This is a genomic window from Comamonas sp. 7D-2 (assembly GCF_022749555.1).
GTDB classification, from domain to species: domain Bacteria; phylum Pseudomonadota; class Gammaproteobacteria; order Burkholderiales; family Burkholderiaceae_C; genus Comamonas; species Comamonas thiooxydans.
In genome coordinates this window covers 4,882,682-4,908,751 of record NZ_CP094238.1, presented here as the reverse complement: position 1 = coordinate 4,908,751, position 26,070 = coordinate 4,882,682, and the positions used below count along the sequence as shown (strand labels likewise).

The window sequence follows — 26,070 nt, the reverse complement described above, 5'->3', positions numbered from 1 at the left end:
CGTTCAGGTGTGCAGGGTGTCAGGCGGGAGTGGCGGCTTTGGCGCCCACCGCCATGGGCAGGGCCGCCGTGGCCTCCACCTCGATCAGCATGCCGGGCAGGGCCAGCTTGGGCACGGGAATCAGCGTGCAGGCCGGAAAGCGCGGCCGCTTGTCGCCGGCCTCGCCGCTGCCCCAATGCTGTCTCACGGCGCTTTGCCAGTGCTCGAAGCGCTCCAGCGAATGATCGACGATGAGCACAGTGAGCTTGAGCACATGGCCCATGTCCGCGCCACCGGCGTCCAGGGCGGTCTTGATATTGGCCAGAGCCTGCGCAGCTTGCAGGGCAAAGCTGTCTGGCAGCTCGGCCAGGGCGTTTTCTCCGCCCTGGCCCGAGACGAAGAGCCAGTGCAGCGGCTCCTGGACGGTGACCACATGGGTGTAGCCATTGGGCAGGCTGTCATAAAGACCGGCGGGCTGCAAATAGCACGGTTGCGGGGCAGGGGCAATGAAACTGGGCTTGGCGTCCATGAAAGTCTTTCAGGCAAGGCTGGTCCGGCAGGGCCCGCCAGCAGCAGGCCTTTGTTCCGGAAGCCGCTGGAATTGTTCAACCTCAACTAAGCTTGAGGTCAAGAGGTTTGTATGACCACACAGGATTGCGGTCATGGCGGCCAGGCAGGGACAAAGGGAAGCAACGGGAGATGACTGTGCAGTGCGAAGAGGCTGGTGATATGAATGGATGCGGCAGCGGCCTGGTGGCCGAGGCTGAGGGAATGCCGGATCTCAGTGTGGGAGAGGTCGCCAGCCGCAGCGGGGTGGCGGTATCGGCCCTGCATTTCTATGAGAAGCAGGGCCTGATCGAGAGTGCGCGCACCGCAGGCAATCAGCGTCGCTATGCACGAGCGGTGCTGAGACGCGTGGCCGTGATCAAGGTGGCCCAGCGCATGGGCGTACCCCTGGCCGAGATCGCGCAGGCACTGGCCCATCTGCCGGCCAACCGCGTACCCGGCAAGGCCGACTGGAGTCGCCTGTCCTTGCATTGGCAGGCACAGCTCGATGCACGCATTGCCATGCTGACCCAGCTCAGGGATCAGCTCGATTCCTGCATAGGCTGCGGTTGCCTGTCTCTGCAGGCATGCCCGCTGCGCAACGACCATGACTGTCTTGCGGCGCAGGGAGCCGGCCCGCATTTCAGATAGCCGGGCCTACTGGCGTGGAACGGGCAGCACGCGTGCCCTTGCGCTGATGATGCCAAGCAGTGCCGACAGCAGGCCCAGGCTGGCACAGAAGGCTATCAGTGCGCCTGTCAGCCCGATATGGTCGGACAACCAGCCCATGCCCAGGATGGGGACGATGGTGCCTACATAGCCCACGACCAGATAGGTGGACAGCAGGCCCGTGCGGTTGGCGGGCTTGGAGACCTTGTTGACCACGGCCATGCCCGACAGATTGCACAGTGCATGACCGCAGGACATGCTCAGCACACTCAGAGCGAACAGCCATGGCGAGCCGGCAAACAGATTGAGAACCAGCAGGGCATTGGTCGTCGCCAGGGCGAAGAAGCCGATGATGATCAGTCGCTTGGTGGGGTAGGGTCGGGCGATGAGCTGAATGCCGGCCGACAGAAACAGGATGACGCCGATGGACAGACCCGAGACTGCCGGTCCGTGCCAGGGCAGCATCTGGGCCATGAAGCTGGGGGCCATGGCGGCAAACAGGCTGAACATGCCGAAGGCAGAAAACGCCGCCATGCAGCCCAGCGCATAGTGGTAGAGAAAAGGCTTGCGCGGCTGGGAAATGCTGGGCAGAACATCTTTCAGTGTCAGGCCGGGAGCGTTGTGGACGGGCGCACTGGCCGCCGGTAGCTGGACCTTGAACAGCGCATGGATGCCCAGAAAGCTCAGTGCGATGGGCGGCAGATAGCTGCTGACCAGCGGGTGGGGCACCCATTGCGCCATCAGGCCGCCAACCACGGGTCCCAGGCCGAAGCCGAAGGCAATCGTCAGGCTGGTGGTCGCAGCCGCACGCTGCAGGTCGCCCTTGTTGTTGAGCTGGGTCATGCCTATGGAGGCCGAGGTGGTGATCAGGCCCGAGGCCAGGCCGATGATGAAGCGGGAGGCGCCCAGACTCCAGGCATTCCAGGACAGGGCCGAGCCGATGACGCCCACGGTCATCACCATCAGTCCCAGGCGCAGCACTTTGAGAAAACCGAAGAGGTTGGTCAGGCGGCCCAGAAACAGCAGGCTGATCAAGGCGCCCAGCATATAGGTCACGAAAATCTGCGTGATATGGCTGGGCTGCAGCCCCCAGGCCTGCTGGTAGAGCGGGTAGAGCGGGTAGAGCGGGCTGGCAAGCGCCGTTCCCATGACGCCGACGCACATGGAAAAGCAGACCCAGGCATAGGGACTCAGACGGGATTGCATTGGGAAGGCTTTGGTGGAGCAGTCATCCGCATGCCCGGTGCGGGCAAGTCGGCTTGGCTTAAAATTATTAAAAATGACTAATTGGTCAATTTTATGAATTCTAGAAAAGGATTTCAGAGCATGGCGGATGTTGCGACGGCAGCCCCTTGTGCAGACCCGGATATCGGCACAGTGGCAAAGCGTCAGCGGCGCACGCGTGGCCCGAGTCTCGACAAGACAGCGCAGACCCGTCAGCAGATCGCGGAGGCCGCGCTGGCCGAGTTCGTGGAGTGCGGCGTGGCCCGTAGCACCATGGAGCGCATCGCCTGCCGCGCGCAGGTGGCCAAGGGCACGCTGTATCTCTACTACCCATCCAAGGATGAGCTGCTGCGGGGCGTGGTGGAGCATGCGCTGCGGCATTCGGCCGTCTACCGGCCGCTCAAGCGTCGAAAAAGCGAGACGGTGCGTGCCTTTCTGCGCCGCAGTCTGCTGCCGACGCTGGAGGCGGTCGAGAGCAGCGAGCGCGGCATGCTGGCACGTCTGGTGCTCAGCGAGGCACGGCATGCGCCCGAGCTGGCCAGACTGTACAAAGAGCTGGCTTTTGATGCCTGGCAGAACTATGTGCAGGACTTGCTGGCGCTGGCCGTGAAAGAGGGGGAGCTCAAGACCCGCTCGGTCAGCCGCAGTGCCCAGTTGCTGGCCAGCCCGTTCTGGATGGCGCTGGTGCACAACAACCTGCTGGCTTCCGAGGGCTCGCAGAAGCTGGCACTCAAGCCACTGGTCGAGCTACTGATTGATAACCTTTTTGCGGTCACGGCGGGTGACAATGCGGCTGTCAAACGTCAGTGAGAGTCAGTGAGATGAATTCCATGCCAGTCACCATAAAACCCGGTCATCACAGAATCCTGAGCACGGTCTGTGCCGCTGCTCTGGTGCTGGCCTTGCCCGCCTGCGGCTCCGTAGGAGCTGGCGTGGGCGTCGGGATTCCGGTGGGGCCGTTTTCCGTGGGCGTGGGCCTTGGCAGCGGCGGTCTCAGCGCAGGCGTCGGCACGGGCGTCGGGCCTGTCGGTGTGGGCGTAGGCGTCAATCAGCGCGGGCAGGTGCTGGGGAGTGCCGGTGTCGGCGCTTCCACCGGTGTGGGCGGTGCCAGCGTGGGTGTCGGGGTGGGGTCCTCCACCGTGCTGCATGACCCCAATCGCCCGCAGACACCAGAGGCGCAGCCCGCGCCGCCGCCGGCCCCCGCACAGAGCGGCGATGCCGTGCAATGGCGCGATGCACGTGGGCAGCTCGTGCCCGAATGCCGTTTGCAGGGGCGCTGCTAGCTCTTTGCAGGCATGGACCGCCTTAGGCGTAGAGCGGCTCCTGCTGCATGGCTTCGATCTGTTCGTTCAGCATGTCCACCTGACCCTGCCAGTAGTCGGTGCTGCCAAACCATGGGAAGTTGATGGCAAAGATCGGATCCTGCCAGCGGCGCGCCAGCCAGGCGCTGTAATGCAGCAGGCGCAAGGTGCGCAGCGGCTCGATCAGCGCCAGCTCGCGCCGGTCGAAGCTACGGAACTGCTCATAGCCTTCGAGCAGGGCCGACAGCTGCTGCGTCTGCTGGCCCCGGTCGCCCGAGAGCAGCATCCACAGATCCTGCACGGCTGGACCGCTGCGCGCATCGTCCAGATCGACGAAATGCGGGCCGCCATGGCCTTCGTCGTCCAGTGGCGTCCAGAGAATGTTTCCCGGGTGGCAGTCGCCATGCAGGCGAATCTGCGTTGCAGAATGCAGGCCAAAATGGCCTGCAGCGCTTAATCCGTCAGCGGATGGTGCTATTAATGAGAGAGCTTTGTCGCAAGCCTGCTGCCAGCGGCTGCGCACTTCGAGCGCCACGACCTCATGTTCGAGCAGATAGTGCATGGATTCGTAGCCGAAGCTTTTCAGGTTCAGCGCCGGACGATGCTCAAAGGGCCGAGCGGCACCCACGGTGTGGATGCGGGCCAGAAAGCGGCCTGTCCATTCCAGCACCTCCCAGTCGTCCAGCTCGGGGCGGCGCCCGCCGCGCCAGGGACTGATGCTGAACAGAAAGCCCGCATGCTCATGCACGGTTTGCCCTTGCAGCACCAGCGGCGCAACCACGGGAACTTCCCCGTCCGCCAACTCCTGGGAGAAGGCGTGCTCTTCCTCGATCTGGATGCGGCTCCAGCGGCCGGGGCGGTAGAACTTGGCGACGACCTTGTCGCCCTCGTCCTGATGGGCCAGATAGACGCGGTTTTCATAGGAGCTCAGCGCCGTCAGCCGTCCGTCCGGCACAAGGCCCGTGCTGCACAGCGCATCGATCACGCAGTCCGGCGTGAGGTCCGCATAGGGGTGAGAGGGGTCTTGTGTATCGCTCATCCCTGCATTGTCAGGCCCAAACAGGCCAGTCCGGGTCGGACGGGGTTGCGCATACGCCGACAAGATTGCTTTTGATCTGATAGCGGTATCCATTTGACAGGCCAGGCTTGGTGGTCTGAAAAATGGGAAAACTGTCCTGGTGCCGTGCATGTGGCCGAAGCTGGCACACTGCCCGCATGCAAGAGAGCGAAGAACTTTCACAGCCCTGTGAGGACCGGGATTTTGCCGAGTGGCACAAAGGCTGCCCCTGGTGCGCCGTCTGGGTGGTGATGCTGCAAGGCCCTGACCTGGAGTCCTTGCTGCAGCACGCCAGATCCAGACTCGGTGATGCCCTGTTGCCGCGCCATGCGCGCCAGCCGCATATCACGCTGGCCTATAGGGGGCTGTGTGGGGGAGGGGACGAGCATGTGGCGCGGGAATATGACCGGCTGGCGCTGCGCGCCGATGTCGCCATGCTGCAAAGCCTGCGGCTGCGCCCTTTTGCCGTGCAAGTCGCGGGGGCTGGCAGCTTCACCACCGTGCCTTATCTGGGCGTCGGCCGGGGGCAGGAATGCTTGCAGCGCCTGCATAAGGCGCTGGTGCCCATGGAGCCCGCGCCGGGCTGGCGCTATGTACCCCATGTGACCCTGGGCCACTATGCGAGACGGCTGCCACTGCGAGAGGCTGTGGACAAGTTGCTGGCACTGATCCAGGACTTGCCGGTCTTCGAGGTAAGGGAGTTGGCGCTGGCCCGCTATGCGGCGGCCGATATTGCCGGGCCGCTGACGCTTGAAGGCGTCTTCGAACTGGACACCGGGCGCTATGTTGCAGCGCCCGGTGCCCTGTGGCCTGAGCCGCTTTAGGCGATGGTCAGCGTCACGCCGATATTGCCGCGCGTGGCGTTGGAGTAGGGGCAGACCTTGTGAGCGGCGTCCACCAGTTGCTGGGCCGCAGCCTTGTCCATGCCGGGCAGGCTGATCTTCATGCGCACGGCGATGCCGAACACTTCGCCCACGGGGCCCAGATCGACTTCTGCGTCTACCGACAGGTCGGCAGGCAGGGTCAGCTTCTGGCGAGCGGCCACGGCCTTCATGGCGCCGATAAAGCACGCGGAGTAACCGGCAGCAAACAGCTGCTCAGGGTTGGTGCCCTTGCCGGCGCCGCCGGGCGAGCTCAGCTGGATGTCCAGGCGGCCATCATCGGTGCGCGAAGCGCCTTCGCGGCCGCCGGTGGTGTGGGCGTGGGCGGTGTAGAGAACCTTGTCGAGTTGGGCCATGGTGTCTTCCTTTGCGAGATTGCCCGGCAATGCGGGCGGGTGGAGGAAATCGTCAGGAGTGGCTGCGGCGCGGCGCAAGCCGTGCGCGCAGTGTGCCGAGCTGGCCCGTGAGGGCCTGCAGTTCGGGCAGGGTGCACTGCGTGCTCTGAAGCACGCAGGCAGGTATTTTTTCGGCTTCGGCGCGTAGTGCCCGGCCGGTATCCGTGAGGGCGATGCGCACGCGGCGCTCGTCCTGTGCATCGCGCTGGCGTGCCAGCAGGCCTGCGCTCTCCAGTCGCTTGAGCAAGGGCGTCAGCGTGCCTGAATCCAGGTAAAGACGTTCACCCAGTTCCGAGACCGTGAGCTGGTCGCCTTCCCAGAGCAACAACATGACCAGGTACTGAGGGTAAGTCAGGCCTATGGCATCCAGCAAGGGTTTGTAGAGCTTGGTCATGGCCAGCGATGCCGAGTACAGCGCAAAGCAGACCTGATTGTCCAGGCGCAGCAGCTCGGAGCTGTCGGGGAGAAGGTTGTCATCGGATCGCATGTGTTGAATTATTGCAGACAATTAAATTGTGTGCAATTTAATTTGCAAGCAACCAAGCCAAAGGAGGCAGTGCAGAGGTCCGGAGCAATGCAAACAGGCTCCGCTCACGGAGCCTGTCGCGGCTGAAGCTGTCTCGAGCCTAACGGGTGGTCAGTGCATCGGCCAGAGCCTGGTACATGGGCAGGCTGGTCGGGTCTATGCCTGCGTTGCCTGCAATCGGGTGGGAGGCGTAGCGCACCACCACCATCTGGGCCTTGGGGTCGATGTAGATGGCCTGACCGTGAATGCCGCGCGCCATATAGGCCCCGTTGGGATTGTGCGAGACCCACCACATATTGCGATACGACCAGCCGGGCAGCGTGGCATAACCGGCCTTCACAAACTTGGCGGGGTCGGCGCCGCGGCGAATGTCCTGAACCACGGCCCTGGGTAGCACCTGCTGGCCGCTGGTGGCGCGGCCTTCGTTGCGCATCAGCTCGCCGAAGCGGGCCAGGTCGCGCAGCGTGGTGTTGAGCCCGCCGCCGCCCGATTCCGTGCCTATGCGATCCACCATGAAGTAGGCGTCCTGCTCGGCACCGATGCGGCTCCAGATGCGCTCGGACAGCAACTGGGCCAGAGGCTTGCCGCTGGCGCGGCGCACGATCCAGGCCAGGACTTCGGCGTTGACTGTCTTGTAGGCAAATCCCTGGTCATGCTCGCCCTCTTTCTGCAGGGTCTGCAGAAATTCATAGAAGCTCCTGGGCCCTGCATAGTCCTTGCCCTGGGGCATCATGCCGCCGGCGCGGGCGTAGTCCCAGACTTCGGCCTTGGGATCGGCGTAGTTCTCGGAGTACTTCACGCCAATCGTCATGTCCATCACCTGGCGCACCGTGGCGTCGCCATAGGCGGTGTTCTTCATCTCGGGCAGATAGTCGGTCACCGGTGCCTCGGGCTTGATGAGGCCTTCATGGGCCAGCAGGGCGGCCAGGGTGCCGACAAAGGACTTGGTGACCGACATGGCCAGGTGCGGGCGCTGCGGCTCCAGCGCGCCCAGATATTTCTCATAGATCACGCGGCCCTTGTGCATGACCAGAATGCCATCGGTGTAGTTGCGATCCAGTGCCTGGACAAAGCTCAGTTCCTCGCCGGTGCCCATGACCTTGAAGCGCACCTGCTCGATGTCGACCGGAGCCGAGCGCAGGGCGCTGGGCGAGCCAGGGCCACGCCAGACATTGGCCGTGGGCGTGATTTCGCGGATATGCGAGAAGGTCCAGCGATTGCGTGGAAAGGTATTGCCCAGGGGGTTGTCGAAGGTGATGAGCTTGTCGGCTGCGGGCGGAAAGCCCTGCATCCAGCCCATGGCCTGCACGCTGGTGCTGGCCGGGTCGGGCAATGCGGGAGCGGCAGCCTGTGCATGGACTGCAGAAACCATAGCTGTTAGCGCAAGTGGCACAAGCGTTTTGCGCGTAAAAGACTTCAAACTCATCATCACCTCTTGGACTTGGGATTAACGACCGGTAAAACGTGCTGGGCGTTTCTCGATAAAGGAACACACCCCTTCGGCAGCGTCCTCGCTGCTGGCCAGGCGCTGCTGCACGGGGATGAAATCGGCCACGGCGGCGGCCTGGCCCAGCTCTATGGCCTTGAGGACATTGAGGCGTGTGGCCACCACGGCCTGCGGCGCCTGGGCGGCAATGCGCTCGGCAATGCGAAAAGCCTCTTCCAGTTCCTGGCCTGCAGGCACGACTTTTTGCACAAAGTGGCAGCGCAAGGCTTCGGCTGCATCGAAGGCGTCGCCGGTCAGCAGATGCAGCATGGCATTGCCCACGCCGGCGCGCTCGGGCATGCGCAGCGTGGCGCCGCCCGTGGGCATGATGCAGCGCTGTACTTCCATCTGTGCAAAGCGGCTGCTGTCGGCAGCGACGACGATATCGGCGCCCAGCATCAGCTCTATGCCGACGGTAAAGCAGATGCCCTTGACGGCGGCGACCATGGGCTTGGTGCGGCGGCGGTAGCCGGGCAGGCCATAGTCGTGAGGCTCCACGAGACCTGCAGGGATGACCTTCTGGCCGCTTTTCATGAACTCGGCGATGACAGGCAGATCCAGTCCCGCCGTGAAATGTTCACCGAACGCATGGAGCAGGCCCACGCGCAACTCTGGCTCGTCGTCGAGCCGGGTATAGGCCTCTGCCAGTTGCTGGAACATGGCCGGCGTCCAGCCATTGCGCTTGGCCGGGCGGTTGATGCCTATCAGCAGCACATGGCCGCGGACTTCACAAGAAATGCAGCCCTCGGGCGGAGGGCTGGGATGGTCGATTTGCATGGCAGGTCTCCTGCTGCAACCTTAGACGGCTGTCGCAGCCGCCGCAGTCGCGCACAAGACCTGAAGGCCGGCGATTTAGTAGGTGTAAACACCCTGGCCGGTCTTGCGGCCCAGACGGCCGGCGGCCACCATTTCGCGCAGCAGGAAGCAGGGGCGGTACTTGCTGTCGCCGAATTCCTTGAGGTAGACCTCCATCACGGCCAGGCAGACGTCCAGACCAATCATGTCGGCCAGGGCCAGCGGGCCAATCGGCTGGTTGCAGCCCAGCTTCATGCCGGCGTCGATGTCCTCGGCCGAGGCCGTGCCTTCGCTGAGCACCTGGAAGGCCTCGTTGATCATGGGCACCAGAATGCGGTTGACCACAAAGCCGGGAGCGTTCTTGACGGTGATGGGCGACTTGCCCAGTTTTTCCGACAGGGCCTTGACGGCATCGTGGGTGGCGTCGCTGGTCTGCAGGCCGCGGATGATCTCCACCAGGGCCATCATGGGCACGGGGTTGAAGAAATGCATGCCGATGAACTTGTCGGCACGCTGCGTGGCAGCTGCCAGCTGGGTGATGGAAATGGACGAGGTGTTGGTTGCAACGATCACGTCCTGTGCCAGCAGGGTATCGAGCTGCTTGAGGATCTTGACCTTGAGCTCGTAGTTCTCGGTGGCGGCTTCGATCACCAGCTGTGCCGACTTCAGATCGTCGTAACTGGTCGAGGTCTTGATGCGTGCCAGCGCTGCGTTCTTGTCGGCTTCGCTGATCTTTTCCTTCTTGATCAGGCGGTCCAGGCTGCCGGCCACGGTGGCCAGGCCTTTTTGCACGGCGGCCTCGGAGATATCCACCATCACCACGTCGATGCCCGACACGGCGCAAGCCTGCGCGATGCCGTTGCCCATGGTGCCGGCGCCGATGATGCCTACGGTTTGGATTGCCATCTTTTTGTCTCCATTCAGTTGAGTGCGCGGTTGAACAGGAAAATGTTATCCCGGTTCTGACCGGGTTTGACCCTAGTCGGGCATGGTTGGCGTGTTAGGAGTCATCACGATGACAGTTTTTTCTGCACGACCGTGTTTTTCCTCGTTTCGCTGCTGCAGACCTCTGGTCAGAATTTGCGGCAAAAGGAGGGCGGAGGTGCGTGACTATCTGGTGGTGGGAGGCGGCTCCGCTGGTGCGGTTCTGGCAGCCAGGCTCAGCGAGAACCCGCAGGTCACCGTGACCTTGCTGGAGGCGGGTGGCGAAGACAAAAGCGTGCTGATCCACTGCCCGGCAGGGCTGGCGCTGATGGCCAAGCAGAAAAACTTCAACTGGGCCATAAGCACGGTGTCGCAGACCGGCCTCAATGGCCGGCGGGGCTACCAGCCGCGCGGCAAGGTGCTGGGCGGCTCCAGCTCCATCAATGCCATGATCTATCTGCGCGGCCAGCCTGCGGATTACGAATATTGGAGCGCCCAGGGTAATCCAGGCTGGGGCTGGAGCGATGTTCTGCCCTATTTTCTGAAGGCCGAATGCAATACGCGCGGCGCGGATGCGCTGCATGGTGCCAGCGGCCCTTTGCATGTCTCCGATCTCTGCGATCCGAACCCGCTGGCCCAGGCCTTTGTGCGCGCAGGCGTGCAGGCCGGTCATGCGCACAACCTCGACTTCAACGGCACCGCTCAGGAGGGCGTGGGTCTGTATCAGGTCACGCATCACAAGGGCGAGCGCTGCAGTGCGGCCAAGGCTTATCTGAAGCCGGTGCGCGGCAGCAGGCCCAATCTGGAAATCCTGACCGGTGTGCAGGTGCTGCGGGTACTGATGGAAGGTCGCCGAGCTGTCGGAGTGGAGTATGTGCAGGGTGGTCAGACCCGGCAGCTACGCTGCCGGCGCGAGGTCTTGCTTTGTGCCGGGGCGCTGCAGTCGCCGCAGCTGCTGATGCTCTCGGGCATAGGGCCGGGCGAGCATCTGCAGCAAACAGGCGTTGATGTCGTGCATCACCTCCCCGGTGTGGGCGAGCATTTGCATGACCACCCCGATGTGGTGCAGGTGGTGGACGGCCCGCAGATGATGGACAGCTTTGGCCTGTCGTTTGCCGGCCTCAGGAATGTCTGGCAGGGCATGGGCCGCTGGCGCCGTGAGCGCCGGGGCATGCTGACCAGCAACTTTGCCGAGGCCGGCGGCTTTATCCGCAGCGGGCCGCAGGAGCGTGCGCCCGATCTGCAGCTGCATTTTGTGGTGGGCAAGCTGGTCGACCACGGTCGCAAGACGATGCTGGGCCACGGTTACTCCTGCCATGTCTGTCTGCTGCAGCCAAGGAGTCGGGGCAGCGTGAAGCTGGCCTCTGCCGATGCCAGAGCCATGCCGCTCATAGACCCTGCCTTCTTTGCCGAGGCCGACGATATGCAGCGCCTGGTGCGCGGCGTACGCCGCATGCGCGAAATTCTCGGGCAACCTGCGCTGGCTCGTTTCGAGGGACGGGAGCTGGAGTATTCGGCACAGGCGCGCAGCGATGCGGAGATCGAGCAGTTCATCCGCAATTACGCCGACACCATCTATCACCCTGTGGGAAGCTGTCGCATGGGGCCTGGCGTGAAGGATGTGGTCGATGCACGCTTGCGGGTGCATGGCGTGCAAGGGCTGCGCGTGGTCGACGCATCGGTCATGCCGCGCATCGTGAGCGGCAATACGAATGCGCCGACCATCATGATTGCCGAGAAGGCGGCAGATCTGATCAAGGCCGAGTGCTGACTCAGGTCAGCGGAGCCAGGTCGGAGGGGGCATGATCCTCGCCGGGCGGAGGCGTCAGAGTGGTGCATTCGACCCTTCCCCGGCCCTGATTCTTGGCTTGTTGCAGGGCGGTGTCGGCATGGCTGGCCAGCTCGTTGAGGCTCAGGCTCTTCCAGGCCGAGGGGACCAGGGCGCAACCCGCGCTGAAGTCCAGGTCCATCTGCAGTTCGTACTGCGCGCCGATCTGGAATGCGGACTGGATGCGAGTCAGCAGCGACCTGACACCCAATTGATCGGCGTGAATCAGCAGGCAAAAGGATTCACCCTGCCATCTGGCCACGACCTCGTCGCCGCGCATCTGCTTTCGCAGAGTGCGTGACATGAGCTGCAGCGCCGCGTCTCCGGCCTGATAGCCATGGCGGCTGTTGACCCGCGAAAAGTGATCCATGTCGATCAGAATCAAGGCCAGCGGCAGGCCTTCGCGTCGAGCTCTGTTCAGCATGAAGCGGGCCTGGTTCTTGATGGCCTGGCGCAGCGGCAGGCCGGTCAGACTGTCTTCTGGTGCGTTTGCGGATCGCTGGCGGACTTCTTCGTCACGGCAGGCCATCAGGATCGATACGAAAAAAATGGCGGAACCTATGGGGATCAGCCACGAAAGCAGCATATGTGGGCTGGGTTCCTCTGCAAAGCTGCGCAGCCAAGGAGCGTTCAAGGTGAAGTAGCCGCGTATGAGCAGAATGCTTGCGATGCAAAGGCCAGCACCCAATAGCAGATAACGCCAGGCCGTGGCCGAGTTGGTTTGCGGCGATAAGGTCAGGCAGACCAGAGTGACAAGGCTCAAGCCGTAGCTGATATTGAACCAAGCCAACCGGTAGGGCTTGCTTTCGATCAGAACCAGCACGCCCGCAAGTGTCAGCAGGCACAGCAAGGCCAGGGAGCGGGTGAGTATCTTGTTGCGAGGTCCAAGCCAACCCTTGAGTGCTTTATGCAGCTGCCACAGTGCGCCGGTTGCAGCCGCGGCACTGGATATCGACAGCAGCGCATTCCATGTGAAGGGGAGTACATGCCCGGCGCAGAAGACGAGCAACCAGGCCAGCCCCTGCAAAAGCAGGAATTGCTGAGCATTTCTGGTCGCCCGGCTCATTTGCTGACCCATAAACCATGGCAGTGCAAAAGCGACCGTCATCAAATTGACGGCCACCATCAATGTCATGGAAAACTGGTCGGTTTCCGGCATGGCTGGGCTTTACTGGAAGGCCACTTCGTCAAAGCTGCGCAGCTTGCGGCTGTGCAGGCGGTCGGAGCCGCCTTCGCGCAGTATGTCGACGGCACGCATGCCGATGCGCAGGTGCTGGTCCACACGCTCTCGATAGAAATGGTTGGCCATGCCAGGCAGCTTGATCTCGCCGTGCAGCGGCTTGTCGCTCACGCACAGCAAGGTGCCATAGGGCACGCGGAAGCGGAAGCCGTTAGCGGCAATGGTGGCCGACTCCATATCCAGCGCCACGGCTCGGCTCTGACTGAAGCGGCGCTGGGGCAGGTTGTCAGGCAGCAGTTCCCAGTTGCGGTTGTCGGTGCTGGCCACGGTGCCGGTGCGCATGATGCGCTTGAGATCGGCACGCTCCATCTGCGTGACATCGGCCACGGCCTGCTGCAGCGCGACCTGGATCTCGGCCAGCGCAGGAATCGGCACCCATAGAGGAAGCTCTTCGTCCAGCACATGGTCTTCACGCACATAGGCGTGGGCCAGCACATAGTCGCCCAGCTGCTGGCTGTTGCGCAGACCCGCGCAGTGGCCCAGCATCATCCAGGCATGAGGGCGCAGTACGGCGATGTGGTCGGTGATGGTCTTGGCATTGGCCGGGCCCACTCCGATATTGACCATGGTGATGCCGCTATTGTCTGCGCGCACCAGGTGGTATCCTGGCATCTGCGGCAGGCGCGGCGGCGCCGTGCCGAGTTCGTCGACGGCTTCCGCGGGCAGGCCGGCACGGCGGGTCACCACATTGCCGGGTTCGACAAAGGCAATGTATTCGCTGTCCTCCTTGGCCATTTCGGCGTGGCCCAGGCGGATGAATTCGTCGATATAGAACTGGTAGTTGGTGAACAGCACGAAGTTCTGAAACCAGTCGGGGGCCGTGCCTGTGTAGTGGCGCAGGCGATGCAGCGAGTAATCCACGCGCGGGGCGGTGAACAGCGACAGAGGCAGGGCCTCGCCGGCCGCCGCGCGCCAGGTGCCGTTGGCGATGCCGTCGTCCATGGATTCCAGGTCGGGCAGATCGAACACATCACGCATCAGCATGCGGCGTTCTGGCGAGAGCGAACCTTCGATATGGTCGTTGTCGGCGAACGAGAAATGAATCGGGATGGGCTTGTCGCTGAGGCCTACTTCGATGGGGACCTGGTGGTGCAGGATCAGCAGGCGCAGTTGCTCGCCGAAGTAGCTGGCAAACAGGTCGGGCCGGGTCAGCGTGGCCTCGTAGGTGCCTGGGCCTTCCACAAAGCCGTAGGTCAGCTTGGTATCGGCTTGCGCCACCGTGGTGGTCTTGATGCGTACAAACGGGTAGTAGGCATGAATGGGCGCGGCCGGAGTTTCACCTGCCACGAAACGCTGCATGGCAGCTCGCAGATGGTCGATTTGCTCGCGGTACAGCTGCTGCACATGGGCCAATGCCTGAGGGGCATCCGTATGAAACATGCTGCTGCTTTTATGAGAGGGTGTCGGTGTATTCGAGGCCATGCACTATTGTCTTTGTAGCAGTTGACAGTGTTGCGACATCCATGCCGAGGCTTGCTCGGCAGATAATGGCGCTGACACGAGAAACCCTTGCATCATGGCACAGCCCATCTCTCTCAGAAGTTGCAGCTGTTCAGTGCTTTCCACACCTTCGGCCAGAATCTCCAGATGCAGGCTACGGCCCATCTGCACGATGGCATTGACAATGGCGGCCGCATCCGGGTTGTGGGGCAGATCGGTCACGAATGAGCGGTCGATCTTGAGCCGGTCTATGGGGTGCTTGCGCAGGTAGGCAAGAGACGAATAGCCAGTACCGAAATCGTCGATCGCCAGTCCCACGCCCAGTGCCTTGAGGGCATGCAGAGTCTGCTGCATCTGGTTGCCCGAGAGCATCAGCGTGGTTTCTGTGACCTCGATGTGCAGATAGCAGGCGTCCAGCCCCGTGTCGGCCAGTGCCTGCGCCACTTCCTTGACTACATCGCGCTGGCGGAATTCCTGTGCCGACAGGTTGACGGCCACGGGGATGGCGGGAAAGCCTTGTTGCTGCCAGGCACGGGCTTGACGGCAGGCCTGATAGAGCACCCAGCGGTCCACGGCTGCGATCAGCCCCCGGTTTTCGGCAAAGCCGATGAACTCGTCGGGCGAGACCAGGCCGCGGTGCGGGTGCTTCCAGCGCACCAGGGCTTCGAAGCCTGAAAGCTCGCCCGTCTGCATGAGGGTCTGCGGCTGGTAATGCAGCTCGAACTCACCGCGTTCCACGGCGTTGCGCAGCATTTGCTCCTGCATCAGCATGCGTGTGGCCCGGCTTTCGAGCGCAGGAGTGTAGAACTGGGAGAAGCTGCGGCCGCGACTCTTGGCCATCTGCATGGCGGCCTCGGCATTGCTCAGCAGGGACGCCGGACATTTCCCGTCCTTGGGATACATGGCGATGCCGACACTCACGGAAATCACCAGTTGGGTACCCTCGATCAGATAGGGCGCCTCAGCTGTGGCCCGAAGTCGCGTCAGCAGGGCCTCGGTCTCGAGCAGGCCGGGGTTGTCGGGCAGCACGACCACAAAGTCGTCGCTGCCGGTGCGGGCCACGATGTCCTGAGCACCCACAGTGCTTCGGAGCCGCTTCGCAAGCTCGCACAGCAGCAGATCCCCTGCCTGATGACTGAGCGAATCGTTCACCGCCTTGAACTGGTCCAGGTCCAGTGACAGCACCGCCAATCGTGATTGCTCGCCGGCAGCCCTGGCGATGGCATCGGCCAGCAGATGGTTGAGACGCGCTCGGTTGGGCAGATGTGTCAGCAGGTCATGCTGGGTCAGATAGTCCATGTGCTGTCGGGTCTGAAGGCTTGCGGTCAGGTCGCGCAGCAGGACGATGCGATGCCTGTCCTTTTCTCCAGGCATGGTGCAGGCCTCGATCTCTACGGGGATTAGCTGGCCGTTCTTGTGAATGATCACGGACTCGAGGCGATCCTCTCGCTCGCTGCGCATGTTCTGCAGCGCCCGCAGGCGCGCTTCAGGTGCCACGTAATCGAGAACCGGCGTGCCGCGCAGTTCGCCAAGCGAGTAGCCAACCAGCCGGGCCAGTGCGTCATTGCCGTCCGTGATGATGCCGTCACGATGCAGCACGATGGCCTCGGTGGTGATGGCAGCGAACTTGCGCATGCGCTCTTCGCTGTCGCGTATCTGCTGTGTCGCCAGATGGTGGTGGCTGACATCGGTCATCAGCGCCACAACGCCCTTGAGTACGCCTTTTTCCTCATGAGGGCGCAGCACTGCCTCGATGTGTTGCAGCCGACCAGTCTCGTTTTCGACCTGGCGGGTGTAGCGCAGCGTCTGAGTGTTGTCGACGGCCACGGAGTCCAGATAAGGTTCGATCTGTGTCCAGACCAGCTCGCCCACAATGTCACGCACATCCATGCCCACTATGGTTTGCATGGTGTGGCCAAAGTGCTCTGCATAGCGCGCGTTGGCAAAGCGACAGGCGCGTGTGTCGGCATCAAAATAGGCCAGCATAGCGGGCGCTGTATCGGCCACCAGTCGAAGAATGGCGTCCTCATCCCTCGGTTGCTGTGCTATCAACGTATCAGGCATGCGCCTCCCTTTTTTCTGGGAGTATTTATATAGGAATCAGGTCAGCCTCGACCATGACATGTCCATCACGATAAGGGATTCTGGGTTGCTTTATAGACAACTTGCAAAGACTATTGAAGCATCAAAGCACTTGGTGATATAGAGGCTGTAGAACCTGAACATGTCCAAATCTGACGTCTCAACATATTCACAATGGCTGCAGCCGCATAATTTGCTGCGCCTGTCCGTGGTGGTGGCGCTGCTCACCATTGTGCTCAAGACTCTGGCCTGGTGGCTGACCGGTTCGGTAGGCCTGCTGTCCGATGCACTGGAGTCCTTTGTGAATCTGGCCGGAGCCATGTTTGCACTGACCATGGTGACCGTGGCCAAGCGACCGGCGGATACCGAGCACCCCTATGGACATTACAAGGCGGAGTACTTCTCGGCCGGTTTCGAAGGCGTGCTGGTCATAGGCGCGAGCCTGGCGATTGCCTGGGCGGCGCTGTCGCGGCTGTGGAACCCGCAACCACTGGAGCAATTGAGCTGGGGCCTGATGCTGTCGCTGCTCAGCACCGTCTTCAACGGGCTGCTGGCCTGGGTCATGCTGCGCTCTTCACGCAAATACCGCTCCATGGCGCTGGAGGGCGATGCGCGGCATCTGCTGACCGATGTCTGGACTTCGGTGGGCGTGGTGGTGGGTCTGCTGGCCGCCGCCTTGACAGGCTGGCTGTGGATGGATGCACTGGTGGCTCTGGCAGTGGCTGTGCATATCTGCGTGCAAGGGGTGCAACTGGTCTGGCAGTCCTCGCAAGGACTGATGGATCAGGCGCTGGACGCGCCGCAGCGTCTCAAGATTGACACTTTGCTGGACGGCTATGCCAAGCGCAACGAGGGGGTGAGCTTTGACAATATCTCCAGCCGTCAGGCGGGGGAGCGCAGCTTTGTGGACTTCCACATGCATGTTCCCGGCCAGTGGAGCGTGCAGCGAGCGGCACAATTGCGCTCGGAGATTGAAGCCGCGCTGCTGCAGGCCATTCCAGGCCTGTATGCCCGCATCGAGCTGCTGCCCATGGGTATGAACACGGTCAGTGAAGTGGCCGATGGAGAGCAGGGCGGCGAAGCACAGGGCGCGGCCAAGGAAGGTTTGAGTACATGATGAGTGTGATTCAGCGCGTCAAGCAGGCGCGCGTGGAGGTCGACGGCCGTATTACGGGCCAGATCGACCAGGGCTTGCTGGCGCTGGTCTGTGCCGAGCGCGGCGATACCGAGGCCGAGGCCGACAAGCTGCTGGCCAAGATGCTGAAGCTGCGCATCTTCAGCGATGAGGCCGGCAAGATGAACAAAAGCCTGCAGGACGTTGGCGGGGGGCTGCTGGTGGTCAGCCAGTTCACGCTGGCGGCCGACACCAGAGGCGGCAATCGCCCCAGTTTTACCGCCGCCGCCGCGCCAGACGAAGGCCGACGCCTCTACGAATACTTTGTGGACCAGGCCAGGCTTGCCCACGCTCAGGTGCAGACCGGCGAGTTCGCCGCCGATATGCAGGTGCACCTGGTCAATGACGGGCCCGTCACCATTCCCATGCGCATGGAGCCGCAGACCTAGGCAGAGCCGGGCCTGCGACCCCATCCGTCACCACGATTCCTACAAGAGCTGTTCATGAAGCAATCCTGCAATTCCTCTCTGTCCCTCATAGCCGCCGGCCTGATTCTGGGTCTGGCAGGCGCCAGTCTGCCAATCCAGGCGCAGACCTTGAAGAAACCCGCGCTGGACGCACTGATCGCATCGTCCGCCCCGACCCCGCCCGAATCCTTCAAGGCCTTTGCGCAGCAGGCTGCCAGGGCCGAGCCGGGTGTGGCGCCAGCCGTGCAGCGATACATGCGCGGCCAGACGCTGTCGGATGGCGAGCTCGCGGATATCGCGCGATTGCTGGGTGTGTACAACCGTCTGACGCAGGAGACAGCGGTGCTGGAGAGCCTGCAGCGCATGGTGGCGCTGCCCACGGTGCGCGATCCCAAGGTGCCCCCACATGAGAGTCCGGCCATCCTGGACTTCGGCAAGCTCGTTGCATCCATGGCCACCGAATTCGGGCTGCGCTTTCGCAATGTGGACAACCGCATTTTTGAAGTGACGCTGCCAGCCAATGCGGCGAGCCGCGCCAGCGAGGCCACCGAGTTCGGCATCCTGACCCATGCCGATGTGGTGCCGGTGGTGGCTGCCGAGTGGGTGCTGGACGGCAAGCAGATCAACCCTTTTCAGGTCACCCGCGTGGGCGATCGGCTTTATGGGCGCGGCACGATTGACGACAAGGGCTCCATCGCCACCGTGCTGTATGCGATGAAGGCGGTCAAGGACAGCGGTCTGCCGCTGTCGCGCAGCATTCGCCTGATGATAGAGACCACCGAGGAAACCGGCGGCGATGCCATGAAGTACTACCAGAGCAAGACCGCGCTGCCGCAGTACAACATCGTGCTGGACAGCAAGTACCCGGCCGTGGTCGCTGAAAAGGGCACGGGCGCGCTCAAGGCCTTGTTTGCGGATGTCACCGTGGATGCAGCCAAGCCTGCCATCACCGCCATGAGCGGCGCCGCCTCGGCCAACTCCATTGCGCAGACGGCTTCCGCTACCGTCTCCGCCACCGATGCAGCTGCGCTGGATCAGATTGCGCAGCGCCTGTCTCAGGAAAAGGACGAGTTTGTGCGCAGGCACGAGGCCCAGGGCAAGTTCTCCATCGATGTGCAGCGCGCCGAGGGCCAGGTCACGGTCAAGGTCAGCGGCGCTTCCGCTCACGGCTCGCGCCCCGAGGAAGGGGTGAATCCCGTGCCGCGCCTGGCGCTGTTCCTGCAGCAGAGCCTGATGCCGGAGCAGGGCGTGGCGCTGCTGCAGCCCAATCAGTACAGCCAGGCCGTGCGCTATATCAATGGCGTGTTTGGCCTGGACTATCTGGGCCGGCAGTTGGGCATCGCCTATGCCGATGATTTCATGGGGCCGCTCACGCTGTCGCCCAATCTCATCAAATCCGCGGACGGCAAGCTGGAGGTGACGGCCAATGCGCGCATGCCGCGGGGCAAGACGCCGGAGCAGTTGCGCGCCGAGGTGGAGCAGGGTATTGCCCGCTGGAGCGATGCGGCAAAGGTACCGGTCAGCGTGCAGTACACACAGGGCAACTGGATGGCCCGCGATCCCAAGGGCGCGTGGCTGAGCACCTTGCTCAATATCTTTGGCGACACCACGGGGCTGGATGCCAGGCCCGTGCCTACCGCAGGCAGCACCACGGCCAAGCTCATGCCCAATGCCATCAACTTCGGTCCGGCGATGCCAGGCAAGAAGTACACGGCCCACAATGCGCTGGAGTACCAGGAGCTGCCGGATCTGCGCACGGATATGCAGATGTTCACCGAGATGCTGGTGCGCATCGGCAATCTGCAGCAGATGCAGTGACGCGCTGAAGGCAAGGCGCAGCCCCGATGGCGGGGCTGGCTTGCGCTTACTGCATCACGTTCATGACCGCCAGCGTCATGGTTTCCACACCTGTCTTGAGCGTGGGTTCTGGCTCGGGAGCGAAGAAGGGCGAGTGGTTGAAGGGCAGCGGCTTGCCGCCGGGCTGGCTGGCCTGCGCCACCTTCTGGGGATCGAACACGCCCAGGGTGTAGAACATGGATGGAACGCCCTGGTTGATGAAGTCCGAGAAATCTTCGCTGGCCGTGATGGGCGGGATGGGGATCACATTGCGGTCGCCGAGCGCGGCCTTGAACAGCCTGACCGTGCTGCCTACCAGCGCCGCGTCGTTGACCACGGCATCCGAGCCCTTGGTCAGTTTGATCTCGGGGGCAGGAGCGCCCGACATGGCGGCTTCGGCCTTGGCTGTGCGCTCTATGCCTTCGTGCATTCTGGTGCGCACCTCGCTCTTGTAGCTGCGGATGGTGCCCAGCAGCCGCGCCTGGTCGGGAATGATATTGCCCGCGCTGCCCGAATTGAAGGCGCCCACGGTGACCACGCCGAACTCCATGGGGTCTTTTTCGCGGCTGATCACGCCCTGCACGTCGACCACAAAGCGCGAGGCCATGAGCACCGGGTCAATGCCTTTGTCCGGCATGGAGCCGTGGCTGCCACGGCCATGGAAAGTGATGTCCAGAGAGTCCGAATTGGAGGTCGCCGGCCCGGCCACATAGCCCACCATGCCATAAGGCATGGAGCCGGTATGCAGCGCAAAGGCGTAATCGGGTTTGCCGAACTTCTTGAACAGGCCGTCGGCCAGCATGGCCTTGGCGCCGGTCACGGTTTCCTCGGAAGGCTGGGCGACGAACATCAGCATGCCCTTCCATTGATTCTTCAGGCCCAGCAGTGCCTGGGCCGTTCCCAGCCAGCTGGTCATATGCATGTCGTGGCCGCAGCTATGGGCGACAAAGCTCTCCTTGCCGTTGTACTGGGCCTTGGCCTTGCTTGCATAGGGCAGGCCGGTTTTTTCCTCCATGGGCAGGGCGTCCAGCTCGGTGCGCACCATGACGGTGGGACCTGCGCCATTGCGATAGATGGCGACCAGGCCGGTCTTGCCAATGCCCTCGGTGACCTCGAAGCCCAGCTTGCGCATTTCGGCAGCCAGCTTGGCGGCGGTACGCGTTTCCTGAAAACCCAGCTCGGGGTTGGCATGCAGGTCTTCGTAGACGCCGCGCAGCTGCGGATACATCTTGGCGATCAGCTGCTGCAGCTGGGGCTTGAGCGGCTGGGGATCCAGCTCTGCGGCCTGGGTCGAGGTCAGACTGGCGGCCAGCGCGGCGGCGATGCAGAACTTGCGAGTGAGGCTTGGGTGCATATTGGGTCTGTGGTTGGCGTCAAACAGAAGCGGCTCATGGAGAGCGCGCTTTCAGACTAGGAGCATGGCCGGACCGGATTGAAGAGGGGCAACCCGCAAATGGCACCGTGAATAGCGATGGCTCAAGGCTTTTGCGGCGCAGGCCCGGGATAATCCGCTCCCATGAACACCTCCACCAGCGCCGCCCAGGCCTCTGATTCCACCGCTTTCTCGGCGCTGCCCCTGTCCCCCGAAATGCTGGCCAACCTCCAGCAGCTCGGCTATGCGCAGATGACGCCCATCCAGGCCGCCAGTCTGCCGCTGACCCTGCAGGGCAAGGACCTGATCGCCCAGGCCAGCACCGGCAGCGGCAAGACGGCTGCCTTCGGCCTGCCCATGGTCGACCGCCTGAACCCGCGCTGGTTTGCCGTCCAGGCCCTGGTGCTGTGCCCCACACGCGAGCTGGCCGACCAGGTCGCCACCGAAATCCGCCGCCTGGCGCGCGCGCAGGACAATATCAAGGTCGTCACCGTCTATGGCGGCGTGCCCTCGCGCAACCAGATCGCCTCGCTGGAAAACGGCGCGCACATCGTCGTCGGCACGCCCGGACGCGTGATGGATCTGATGGAGCGCGGCAAGCTCGACATCGGCAACCTCAAGACCCTGGTGCTGGACGAGGCCGATCGCATGCTGGACATGGGCTTTCTCGGCGACATTGAAACCGTGGTGCGCCAATGCCCGGCGGACCGTCAGACCTTGCTGTTCTCGGCCACCTACCCCGATGGCATTGCCTCGCTGGCCAGCCGCTTCATGCGCGATCCGCAGACCGTCAAGGTCGCGACCCAGCACAGCGCGGGCAAGATCGCGCAGCGCTGGTACGAAGTCGGTGCTAGAGAAAAAGTGAGCGCGGTGGCCAAGCTGCTGGCACACTTCCGTCCCGAATCAAGCATTGCCTTTTGCAATACCAAGCAGCAATGCCGCGACGTGGTGAGCGAGCTGCAGGCCCAGGGCTTCAGCGCTCTGGCCCTGTTCGGCGAGCTGGAGCAGCGCGAGCGCGACGAGGTGCTGGTGCAGTTTGCCAACAAGAGCTGCAGCGTGCTGGTCGCCACCGATGTGGCGGCGCGCGGTCTGGACATCGCCGATCTGTCTGCAGTCATCAATGTGGATGTCACCCCCGACCCCGAGGTGCATATCCACCGTATCGGCCGCACGGGCCGTGGCGATGCCGAAGGCCTGGCGCTGAATCTGGTAAGCATGGACGAGATGGGCAGCGTGGGCAAGATCGAGCAGCTGCAAGGCCGTGCTTCACAATTCTTCCCCGTTGACGAACTCACGCCTGCCGCCGGTGGCGAGCTGCTGCCACCCATGATGACCATCCAGATCATTGGCGGGCGCAAGGAAAAGATCCGCGCCGGCGATGTGATGGGCGCCATGTGCGCCGACTTCGGCTATAGCCGCGAGCAGATCGGCAAGATCAGCGTCAACGACTTTTCCACCTATGTGGCCGTGGATCGCAAGATTGCCTCGGCGGCCTGCGCCAAGCTCAATGCAGGCAAGGTCAAGGGCAAGACGGTCAAGGCTCGTCTGCTCTGAAAATATCGTCAAATTGGCCTCTGACGCTTATCTATCAAGCGCTGCGTGCTCACAAAAAAGCCTTCTCGGACCGAGAAGGCTTTTTGCTTTGGGCAGCGCTTCAGCCTTTGGCGAAGAACAGCCCTGCCATCACGAGCCCCGTGGCCACAATGCCCCAGCGCAGGACATGGGGTGCAATCTTGCGCGCCACGCGGGCTCCCAGATAGCCGCCCAGGGTGGCGGCCACCATCATGACGATGGCCTGCTTCCATTCCACAATGCCGCCCACGGCGTAGATCACCACGGCAATGGCCGTCAGCAGGGCAGAGACCAGGTTCTTCATGCCGTTCATGGCGTTGAGCGAGGTCTGGCCCAGCAGGCCGAACAAGGCCAGCAGCAAAATTCCCAGGCCGCCGTTGAAGTAGCCGCCATAGATGGCCACGATCAGCATGCCAGCAGCGGCTTTGGCCGCCGATGGGGTGGCATGGGCGGCATTCTTGCCCGAGGTCCAGGCGCGCAGCTGCGGCCCGAAGGCGAACATGGCGGTGGCGGCCAGCAGCAGCCAGGGAACGACCTTGCGGAAGGTGGCGTCGGGCGTGAACAGCAGCAGCGCCGCACCGGCGGAGCCGCCGATCAGGGACAGCGCCACCACCTGTTTCATGGACAGGCCCGGCGGGGACTGCATATCGTCTTTGAAGCCCCAGGCGCCCGCCATATAGCCTGGCAGCAGGGCCACGGTGCCCGTGGCATTGGCAATCACGGGTGGCACGCCGGTGAAGACCAGCGCGGGAAGGGTCAGAAAGCTGCCGCCACCGGCGACGGCGTTGAGCGCGCCGGCCGTGAAAGCTGCGGCCAGCAAAAGGGCGAGGTGGCCCAGGTTCTCCATGTTCTTGTCTCCTGATTTTCTCTATCGGCTTTGCGCCTTGTGGTTGGGGTCGATCTTAGGCGCTGGCCCGCGTCGCCTCTTTTCTTTTTCTTGTGTGGTTAATTATTTTTGGAAATAAAAGAATATGAAAACAGTATTTTGAGGAATAAGTGATTGTTTTGACAATCAACTCCTTAGTTAAGGAGTTTTGCCGTGAATCTGCCCCGTTTCCTTTCCCGCACCGCCTGGGCCATGCTGGCTGCAAGCTGTGTATCGGGCGCAGCCATGGCTCAGCAGCCGGAGTTTCCTGCGCGCTCCGTCAGGCTGGTGGTGGCCAACGGCCCCGGCAGCGTCCCGGATCTGCTGGCCCGTCAGGTGGGCAATCTGGTGGGCAGGGACTGGAAGCAGGCCATCGTGGTGGAAAACAAGGGCGCGGCTGGCGGTGTCTCGGCTGTGGATGCCGTGGTCAAGGCCCAGCCCGATGGCTACACCCTTCTGGTGGGCGGCGACAGCGCCATCACCATCATGCCCAATGTGCAGCGCAACCTTCTCTATGATGTCAAGAACGACCTGGTGCCGGTGACCAAGCTGGGCCAGTCCGACTTCGTGCTGGTGGCCAATCCCCGCAAGGGCTTCAAGACCTTGCAGGACTTTGTGGCTTATGCCAAGACCCACCCGGGCAAGATCAACTATGCCTCCTCGGGCACGGGCGGCGCCCAGCATCTGGCCATGGAGCAGTTCAAGCAGCGCGCAGGCTTTTTCGCCACGCATATTCCCTATCGTGGCGGCCCTCAGGGCCTGCAGGATGTGCTGGCCGGCCAGGTCGATGTGATGCTGATTGCGATTGCTCCGGCGCTTACCCAGATCCAGAGCGGCAAGCTCACGGCGCTGGCCGTGTCCGGCCTGCAGCGCCATGCACTGCTGCCCCAGGTGCAGACCCTGGCCGAGAGTTACAAGGGCTTTGAGGCTGGTGCCTGGTTCGGTTTGTTCGCACCCAAGGGCACGCCCGCTGCCGTGGTCCAGGCCATCGCCCAGGACACAGACAAGGCGCTCAAGGACCCCGAGCTGCGCAAGAGTCTGCTGCAGCAGGGCATCACCCCCGTGGGGGAGGGCCAACAAGTGTTTGCCAAGCAGATCAAGACCGAAGATGTGCGCGTTGCCCAACTGGTGCGCAGCATTGGCCTGAGCGTCGAGTAAACGGCTTTACGCACCAGCAGAAAAAGCGGCCGAGGGCCGCTTTCCCTTTGCTCTAGAGGACTGGGTCAGAAGCTGTAGCGCAGGCCGATCGAGATTTCGCTGGCCGTCAGCTTGGCACGCATCTGCTCGTCCTGCAGGCCGCGGACGTTGGCGAAGTTGTTGGCACCGCTCTTGGCCTTGCCCATGTCGACATAGCGCCAGCCCAGGTCGATGCTGAGCTTCTGGATAGGCGAATAGCTGACGCCAAAACCCACGGAATACGCCAGATTGTTCTGGGTGTCGCTGATGTACTGACGGCCCGGATTGCCCTGCCAGCCGCTGGACTCCAGACGTGCCAGGCCCAGGCCGGCCATTCCGTACAGCGAGAACCGGGCGTTCAGGGGGAAATCCTTGTATGCATTGACCATCAGGCGCTGCGAGCGGATCTGGTGGTGGTTGAAGCTGGTTGGGAAGCGGGTGGAGCCGCTGGTGAACTCGTTGTTCTTGGGCAGGGTGTACTCGGCTTCCACGCGCCAGTTCGACGGGAGTTGATAACCAAGGGCCAGGGAGCCCCCTGTGGCGGTATTCGACTCGTCGCCAGGCACGAACTGGCCCAGTCCGGGGCGGGCGCTGGAGTCCATGTCGTGGGCTTGGTAGCGTGCGGAATTGATCCGCAGGGCGCCGTAGTAGCTATCGTCGGCAAAAGCGCTGCCTGCGGCAGCCAGGATCAGCAGGGGGGCAAGGCGTTGAAATTTCACGAAAAATCCTAGATCCGATTACTTCAGCAGGTCCTGCACCTTGGCCAGGGCGGCCTGTGCGCATTGGTCGTCCAGATGGCCGCCGGGCGCACCGGCCACGCCCACGGCACCGATCACCTCATTGCCCACCTTCACGGGCACACCGCCGCCCAGCAGCAGGAAGCCGGGGATGTCCTTGAGGTTGGCTGCGCCGGCGTTCTTCTGGGAGTTCTCCATGATGGCAAGCGTTGGCGCCTTGGCCGATGCCGAGGTGAAGGCCTTTTCGCGGCTGGCTTCCACGGTGTGTGGGCCGGCGTTGTCGGCACGCTGCACGGCGCGCACGCTGCCGGCGCGATCGACCACGGTGGCGGTCACGGCATAGCTGTTGGCGGTGCAGGCCGAGACGGACTGGGCGGCGATCTGGTTGGCCAGCTCCAGCGACATATTCTTTTCCGTGCGCACGGCCTGGGCGTTGGCGGTGCCGGCGGTCAGGGTGGCCAGAGTCAGGGCGGCGAGTGTCAGAGTGCGTTTCATACGTTTTTCCGGGTGGATGGGTATGAACGCAACTGTAGAAAAACGCCACCCGGGCGTCCATGC

At 62.9% G+C, this 26,070-nt stretch carries 25 protein-coding genes; 10 read left to right on the top strand and 15 right to left on the bottom strand.

Annotated features, from left to right (window positions below; all coding sequences use genetic code 11):
- Positions 1-19: 19 nt before the first annotated feature.
- Positions 20-508, bottom strand: a complete 489-nt coding sequence (locus MPZ60_RS22575) for a RidA family protein (protein WP_034354793.1) — start codon at positions 506-508, stop codon at positions 20-22.
- Between the two features lie 200 nt (positions 509-708).
- Here MPZ60_RS22575 and soxR point away from each other — a divergent pair, with 200 nt between their 5' ends.
- A complete protein-coding gene (gene soxR, locus MPZ60_RS22570) occupies positions 709-1,176 on the top strand; it encodes a redox-sensitive transcriptional activator SoxR (protein WP_003068674.1) in 468 nt (155 codons plus the stop codon).
- Between the two features lie 6 nt (positions 1,177-1,182).
- Here soxR and MPZ60_RS22565 read toward each other — a convergent pair whose 3' ends face one another.
- Positions 1,183-2,400: an MFS transporter gene (locus MPZ60_RS22565; RefSeq protein WP_080746144.1), complete on the bottom strand. Its 1,218-nt coding sequence runs from the start codon at positions 2,398-2,400 to the stop codon at positions 1,183-1,185.
- Positions 2,401-2,520: 120 nt separating this feature from the next.
- On the opposite strand from MPZ60_RS22565, the gene MPZ60_RS22560 reads away from it, so the two are divergent.
- On the top strand, positions 2,521-3,228 hold the full coding sequence (locus MPZ60_RS22560; protein WP_034354790.1) for a TetR/AcrR family transcriptional regulator: 708 nt from the start codon (positions 2,521-2,523) through the stop codon (positions 3,226-3,228).
- A 20-nt stretch (positions 3,229-3,248) separates the two neighbouring features.
- Positions 3,249-3,701, top strand: coding sequence for a hypothetical protein (locus tag MPZ60_RS22555; protein WP_165571702.1), 453 nt, complete (start codon positions 3,249-3,251; stop codon positions 3,699-3,701).
- 22 nt (positions 3,702-3,723) lie between these two features.
- On the opposite strand, the gene MPZ60_RS22550 is transcribed toward MPZ60_RS22555, so the two are convergent.
- Positions 3,724-4,758: a serine/threonine protein kinase gene (locus tag MPZ60_RS22550; RefSeq protein WP_034354785.1), complete on the bottom strand. Its 1,035-nt coding sequence runs from the start codon at positions 4,756-4,758 to the stop codon at positions 3,724-3,726.
- 176 nt (positions 4,759-4,934) lie between these two features.
- Between MPZ60_RS22550 and MPZ60_RS22545 the strand changes: the two genes are divergently transcribed.
- On the top strand, positions 4,935-5,600 hold the full coding sequence (locus MPZ60_RS22545; RefSeq protein WP_034354782.1) for a 2'-5' RNA ligase family protein: 666 nt from the start codon (positions 4,935-4,937) through the stop codon (positions 5,598-5,600).
- Here the strand turns inward: MPZ60_RS22545 and MPZ60_RS22540 are convergent.
- The 5 genes from MPZ60_RS22540 to MPZ60_RS22520 all read right to left on the bottom strand — a co-directional run bounded on the left by MPZ60_RS22540 (position 5,597) and on the right by MPZ60_RS22520 (position 9,765).
- Positions 5,597-6,013, bottom strand: a complete 417-nt coding sequence (locus MPZ60_RS22540) for an organic hydroperoxide resistance protein (protein ID WP_034354779.1) — start codon at positions 6,011-6,013, stop codon at positions 5,597-5,599. The genes MPZ60_RS22545 and MPZ60_RS22540 overlap by 4 nt on opposite strands.
- 52 nt (positions 6,014-6,065) lie before the next feature.
- Positions 6,066-6,539: a MarR family winged helix-turn-helix transcriptional regulator gene (locus tag MPZ60_RS22535; protein ID WP_034354775.1), complete on the bottom strand. Its 474-nt coding sequence runs from the start codon at positions 6,537-6,539 to the stop codon at positions 6,066-6,068.
- Between the two features lie 139 nt (positions 6,540-6,678).
- Positions 6,679-8,004 (bottom strand): serine hydrolase, encoded by a 1,326-nt coding sequence (locus MPZ60_RS22530; RefSeq protein ID WP_187771831.1) that lies wholly within the window; start codon positions 8,002-8,004, stop codon positions 6,679-6,681.
- A gap of 21 nt (positions 8,005-8,025) precedes the next feature.
- Positions 8,026-8,841, bottom strand: a complete 816-nt coding sequence (locus MPZ60_RS22525) for a crotonase/enoyl-CoA hydratase family protein (protein ID WP_034354769.1) — start codon at positions 8,839-8,841, stop codon at positions 8,026-8,028.
- 75 nt (positions 8,842-8,916) lie between these two features.
- Entirely contained in the window at positions 8,917-9,765 is an 849-nt protein-coding gene (locus tag MPZ60_RS22520; RefSeq protein ID WP_003068696.1) for a 3-hydroxybutyryl-CoA dehydrogenase, read from the bottom strand.
- 196 nt (positions 9,766-9,961) lie between these two features.
- Between MPZ60_RS22520 and MPZ60_RS22515 the strand changes: the two genes are divergently transcribed.
- Positions 9,962-11,554 carry a GMC family oxidoreductase gene (locus MPZ60_RS22515; RefSeq protein WP_242881957.1) on the top strand — a complete coding sequence of 531 codons (1,593 nt, stop codon included), beginning with the start codon at positions 9,962-9,964 and terminating at the stop codon, positions 11,552-11,554.
- A 1-nt stretch (position 11,555) separates the two neighbouring features.
- On the opposite strand, the gene MPZ60_RS22510 is transcribed toward MPZ60_RS22515, so the two are convergent.
- The 3 genes from MPZ60_RS22510 to MPZ60_RS22500 are packed head-to-tail and all read right to left on the bottom strand — an operon-like array spanning position 11,556 to position 16,355.
- The gene (locus MPZ60_RS22510) at positions 11,556-12,770 is read right to left on the bottom strand and encodes a GGDEF domain-containing protein (RefSeq protein WP_034354763.1); all 1,215 of its coding nucleotides are present in this window, start codon (positions 12,768-12,770) and stop codon (positions 11,556-11,558) included.
- 9 nt (positions 12,771-12,779) lie between these two features.
- Complete coding sequence (locus MPZ60_RS22505) at positions 12,780-14,231, bottom strand: AMP nucleosidase (protein ID WP_034354761.1); 1,452 nt, start codon at positions 14,229-14,231, stop codon at positions 12,780-12,782.
- A gap of 45 nt (positions 14,232-14,276) precedes the next feature.
- On the bottom strand, positions 14,277-16,355 hold the full coding sequence (locus tag MPZ60_RS22500) for a bifunctional diguanylate cyclase/phosphodiesterase (RefSeq protein ID WP_034354757.1): 2,079 nt from the start codon (positions 16,353-16,355) through the stop codon (positions 14,277-14,279).
- Positions 16,356-16,515: 160 nt separating this feature from the next.
- Between MPZ60_RS22500 and MPZ60_RS22495 the strand changes: the two genes are divergently transcribed.
- From MPZ60_RS22495 to MPZ60_RS22485, 3 genes are read left to right on the top strand one after another with little or no spacing between them, the layout of a single operon-like run.
- Entirely contained in the window at positions 16,516-17,490 is a 975-nt protein-coding gene (locus MPZ60_RS22495; protein WP_034354754.1) for a cation diffusion facilitator family transporter, read from the top strand.
- Positions 17,487-17,936: a D-aminoacyl-tRNA deacylase gene (gene dtd / locus MPZ60_RS22490; RefSeq protein ID WP_034354751.1), complete on the top strand. Its 450-nt coding sequence runs from the start codon at positions 17,487-17,489 to the stop codon at positions 17,934-17,936. The genes MPZ60_RS22495 and dtd overlap by 4 nt, the downstream gene beginning before the upstream one ends.
- 54 nt (positions 17,937-17,990) lie before the next feature.
- Positions 17,991-19,772: a dipeptidase gene (locus tag MPZ60_RS22485; RefSeq protein WP_034354748.1), complete on the top strand. Its 1,782-nt coding sequence runs from the start codon at positions 17,991-17,993 to the stop codon at positions 19,770-19,772.
- 46 nt (positions 19,773-19,818) lie between these two features.
- Here MPZ60_RS22485 and MPZ60_RS22480 read toward each other — a convergent pair whose 3' ends face one another.
- Positions 19,819-21,144, bottom strand: coding sequence for an amidohydrolase (locus MPZ60_RS22480; protein ID WP_242881958.1), 1,326 nt, complete (start codon positions 21,142-21,144; stop codon positions 19,819-19,821).
- Between the two features lie 162 nt (positions 21,145-21,306).
- Between MPZ60_RS22480 and dbpA the strand changes: the two genes are divergently transcribed.
- Positions 21,307-22,716 (top strand): ATP-dependent RNA helicase DbpA, encoded by a 1,410-nt coding sequence (gene dbpA, locus MPZ60_RS22475; protein ID WP_034354741.1) that lies wholly within the window; start codon positions 21,307-21,309, stop codon positions 22,714-22,716.
- Between the two features lie 100 nt (positions 22,717-22,816).
- Here the strand turns inward: dbpA and MPZ60_RS22470 are convergent, their stop codons facing one another.
- Positions 22,817-23,581, bottom strand: coding sequence for a sulfite exporter TauE/SafE family protein (locus MPZ60_RS22470; RefSeq protein WP_034354738.1), 765 nt, complete (start codon positions 23,579-23,581; stop codon positions 22,817-22,819).
- Between the two features lie 192 nt (positions 23,582-23,773).
- On the opposite strand from MPZ60_RS22470, the gene MPZ60_RS22465 reads away from it, so the two are divergent.
- Positions 23,774-24,757: a tripartite tricarboxylate transporter substrate binding protein gene (locus MPZ60_RS22465; protein ID WP_242881959.1), complete on the top strand. Its 984-nt coding sequence runs from the start codon at positions 23,774-23,776 to the stop codon at positions 24,755-24,757.
- 65 nt (positions 24,758-24,822) lie between these two features.
- On the opposite strand, the gene MPZ60_RS22460 is transcribed toward MPZ60_RS22465, so the two are convergent.
- Together MPZ60_RS22460 and MPZ60_RS22455 are read right to left on the bottom strand one after the other, a co-directional pair.
- Complete coding sequence (locus MPZ60_RS22460; RefSeq protein ID WP_034354734.1) at positions 24,823-25,494, bottom strand: outer membrane protein; 672 nt, start codon at positions 25,492-25,494, stop codon at positions 24,823-24,825.
- 18 nt (positions 25,495-25,512) lie between these two features.
- Positions 25,513-26,007 (bottom strand): heme-binding protein, encoded by a 495-nt coding sequence (locus tag MPZ60_RS22455; RefSeq protein ID WP_034354731.1) that lies wholly within the window; start codon positions 26,005-26,007, stop codon positions 25,513-25,515.
- Positions 26,008-26,070: the final 63 nt, after the last annotated feature.

Excerpts from the sequence above, each read along its gene's own strand:
- MPZ60_RS22525 (WP_034354769.1), bottom strand. The coding sequence starts at position 8,841 with ATGCAAATCGACCATCCCAGCCCTCCGCCCGAGGGCTGCATTTCTTGT.
- MPZ60_RS22500 (WP_034354757.1), bottom strand. The coding sequence starts at position 16,355 with ATGCCTGATACGTTGATAGCACAGCAACCGAGGGATGAGGACGCCATT.
- soxR (WP_003068674.1), top strand. The coding sequence starts at position 709 with ATGAATGGATGCGGCAGCGGCCTGGTGGCCGAGGCTGAGGGAATGCCG.
- MPZ60_RS22530 (WP_187771831.1), bottom strand. The coding sequence starts at position 8,004 with ATGAGTTTGAAGTCTTTTACGCGCAAAACGCTTGTGCCACTTGCGCTA.
- MPZ60_RS22505 (WP_034354761.1), bottom strand. The coding sequence starts at position 14,231 with ATGTTTCATACGGATGCCCCTCAGGCATTGGCCCATGTGCAGCAGCTG.
- MPZ60_RS22480 (WP_242881958.1), bottom strand. The coding sequence starts at position 21,144 with ATGCACCCAAGCCTCACTCGCAAGTTCTGCATCGCCGCCGCGCTGGCC.
- MPZ60_RS22540 (WP_034354779.1), bottom strand. The coding sequence starts at position 6,013 with ATGGCCCAACTCGACAAGGTTCTCTACACCGCCCACGCCCACACCACC.
- MPZ60_RS22495 (WP_034354754.1), top strand. The coding sequence starts at position 16,516 with ATGTCCAAATCTGACGTCTCAACATATTCACAATGGCTGCAGCCGCAT.
- MPZ60_RS22565 (WP_080746144.1), bottom strand. The coding sequence starts at position 2,400 with ATGCAATCCCGTCTGAGTCCCTATGCCTGGGTCTGCTTTTCCATGTGC.
- MPZ60_RS22455 (WP_034354731.1), bottom strand. The coding sequence starts at position 26,007 with ATGAAACGCACTCTGACACTCGCCGCCCTGACTCTGGCCACCCTGACC.
- MPZ60_RS22550 (WP_034354785.1), bottom strand. The coding sequence starts at position 4,758 with ATGAGCGATACACAAGACCCCTCTCACCCCTATGCGGACCTCACGCCG.
- dbpA (WP_034354741.1), top strand. The coding sequence starts at position 21,307 with ATGAACACCTCCACCAGCGCCGCCCAGGCCTCTGATTCCACCGCTTTC.
- MPZ60_RS22510 (WP_034354763.1), bottom strand. The coding sequence starts at position 12,770 with ATGCCGGAAACCGACCAGTTTTCCATGACATTGATGGTGGCCGTCAAT.
- dtd (WP_034354751.1), top strand. The coding sequence starts at position 17,487 with ATGATGAGTGTGATTCAGCGCGTCAAGCAGGCGCGCGTGGAGGTCGAC.
- MPZ60_RS22485 (WP_034354748.1), top strand. The coding sequence starts at position 17,991 with ATGAAGCAATCCTGCAATTCCTCTCTGTCCCTCATAGCCGCCGGCCTG.
- MPZ60_RS22520 (WP_003068696.1), bottom strand. The coding sequence starts at position 9,765 with ATGGCAATCCAAACCGTAGGCATCATCGGCGCCGGCACCATGGGCAAC.
- MPZ60_RS22470 (WP_034354738.1), bottom strand. The coding sequence starts at position 23,581 with ATGGAGAACCTGGGCCACCTCGCCCTTTTGCTGGCCGCAGCTTTCACG.
- MPZ60_RS22560 (WP_034354790.1), top strand. The coding sequence starts at position 2,521 with ATGGCGGATGTTGCGACGGCAGCCCCTTGTGCAGACCCGGATATCGGC.
- MPZ60_RS22545 (WP_034354782.1), top strand. The coding sequence starts at position 4,935 with ATGCAAGAGAGCGAAGAACTTTCACAGCCCTGTGAGGACCGGGATTTT.
- MPZ60_RS22555 (WP_165571702.1), top strand. The coding sequence starts at position 3,249 with ATGCCAGTCACCATAAAACCCGGTCATCACAGAATCCTGAGCACGGTC.
- MPZ60_RS22535 (WP_034354775.1), bottom strand. The coding sequence starts at position 6,539 with ATGCGATCCGATGACAACCTTCTCCCCGACAGCTCCGAGCTGCTGCGC.
- MPZ60_RS22575 (WP_034354793.1), bottom strand. The coding sequence starts at position 508 with ATGGACGCCAAGCCCAGTTTCATTGCCCCTGCCCCGCAACCGTGCTAT.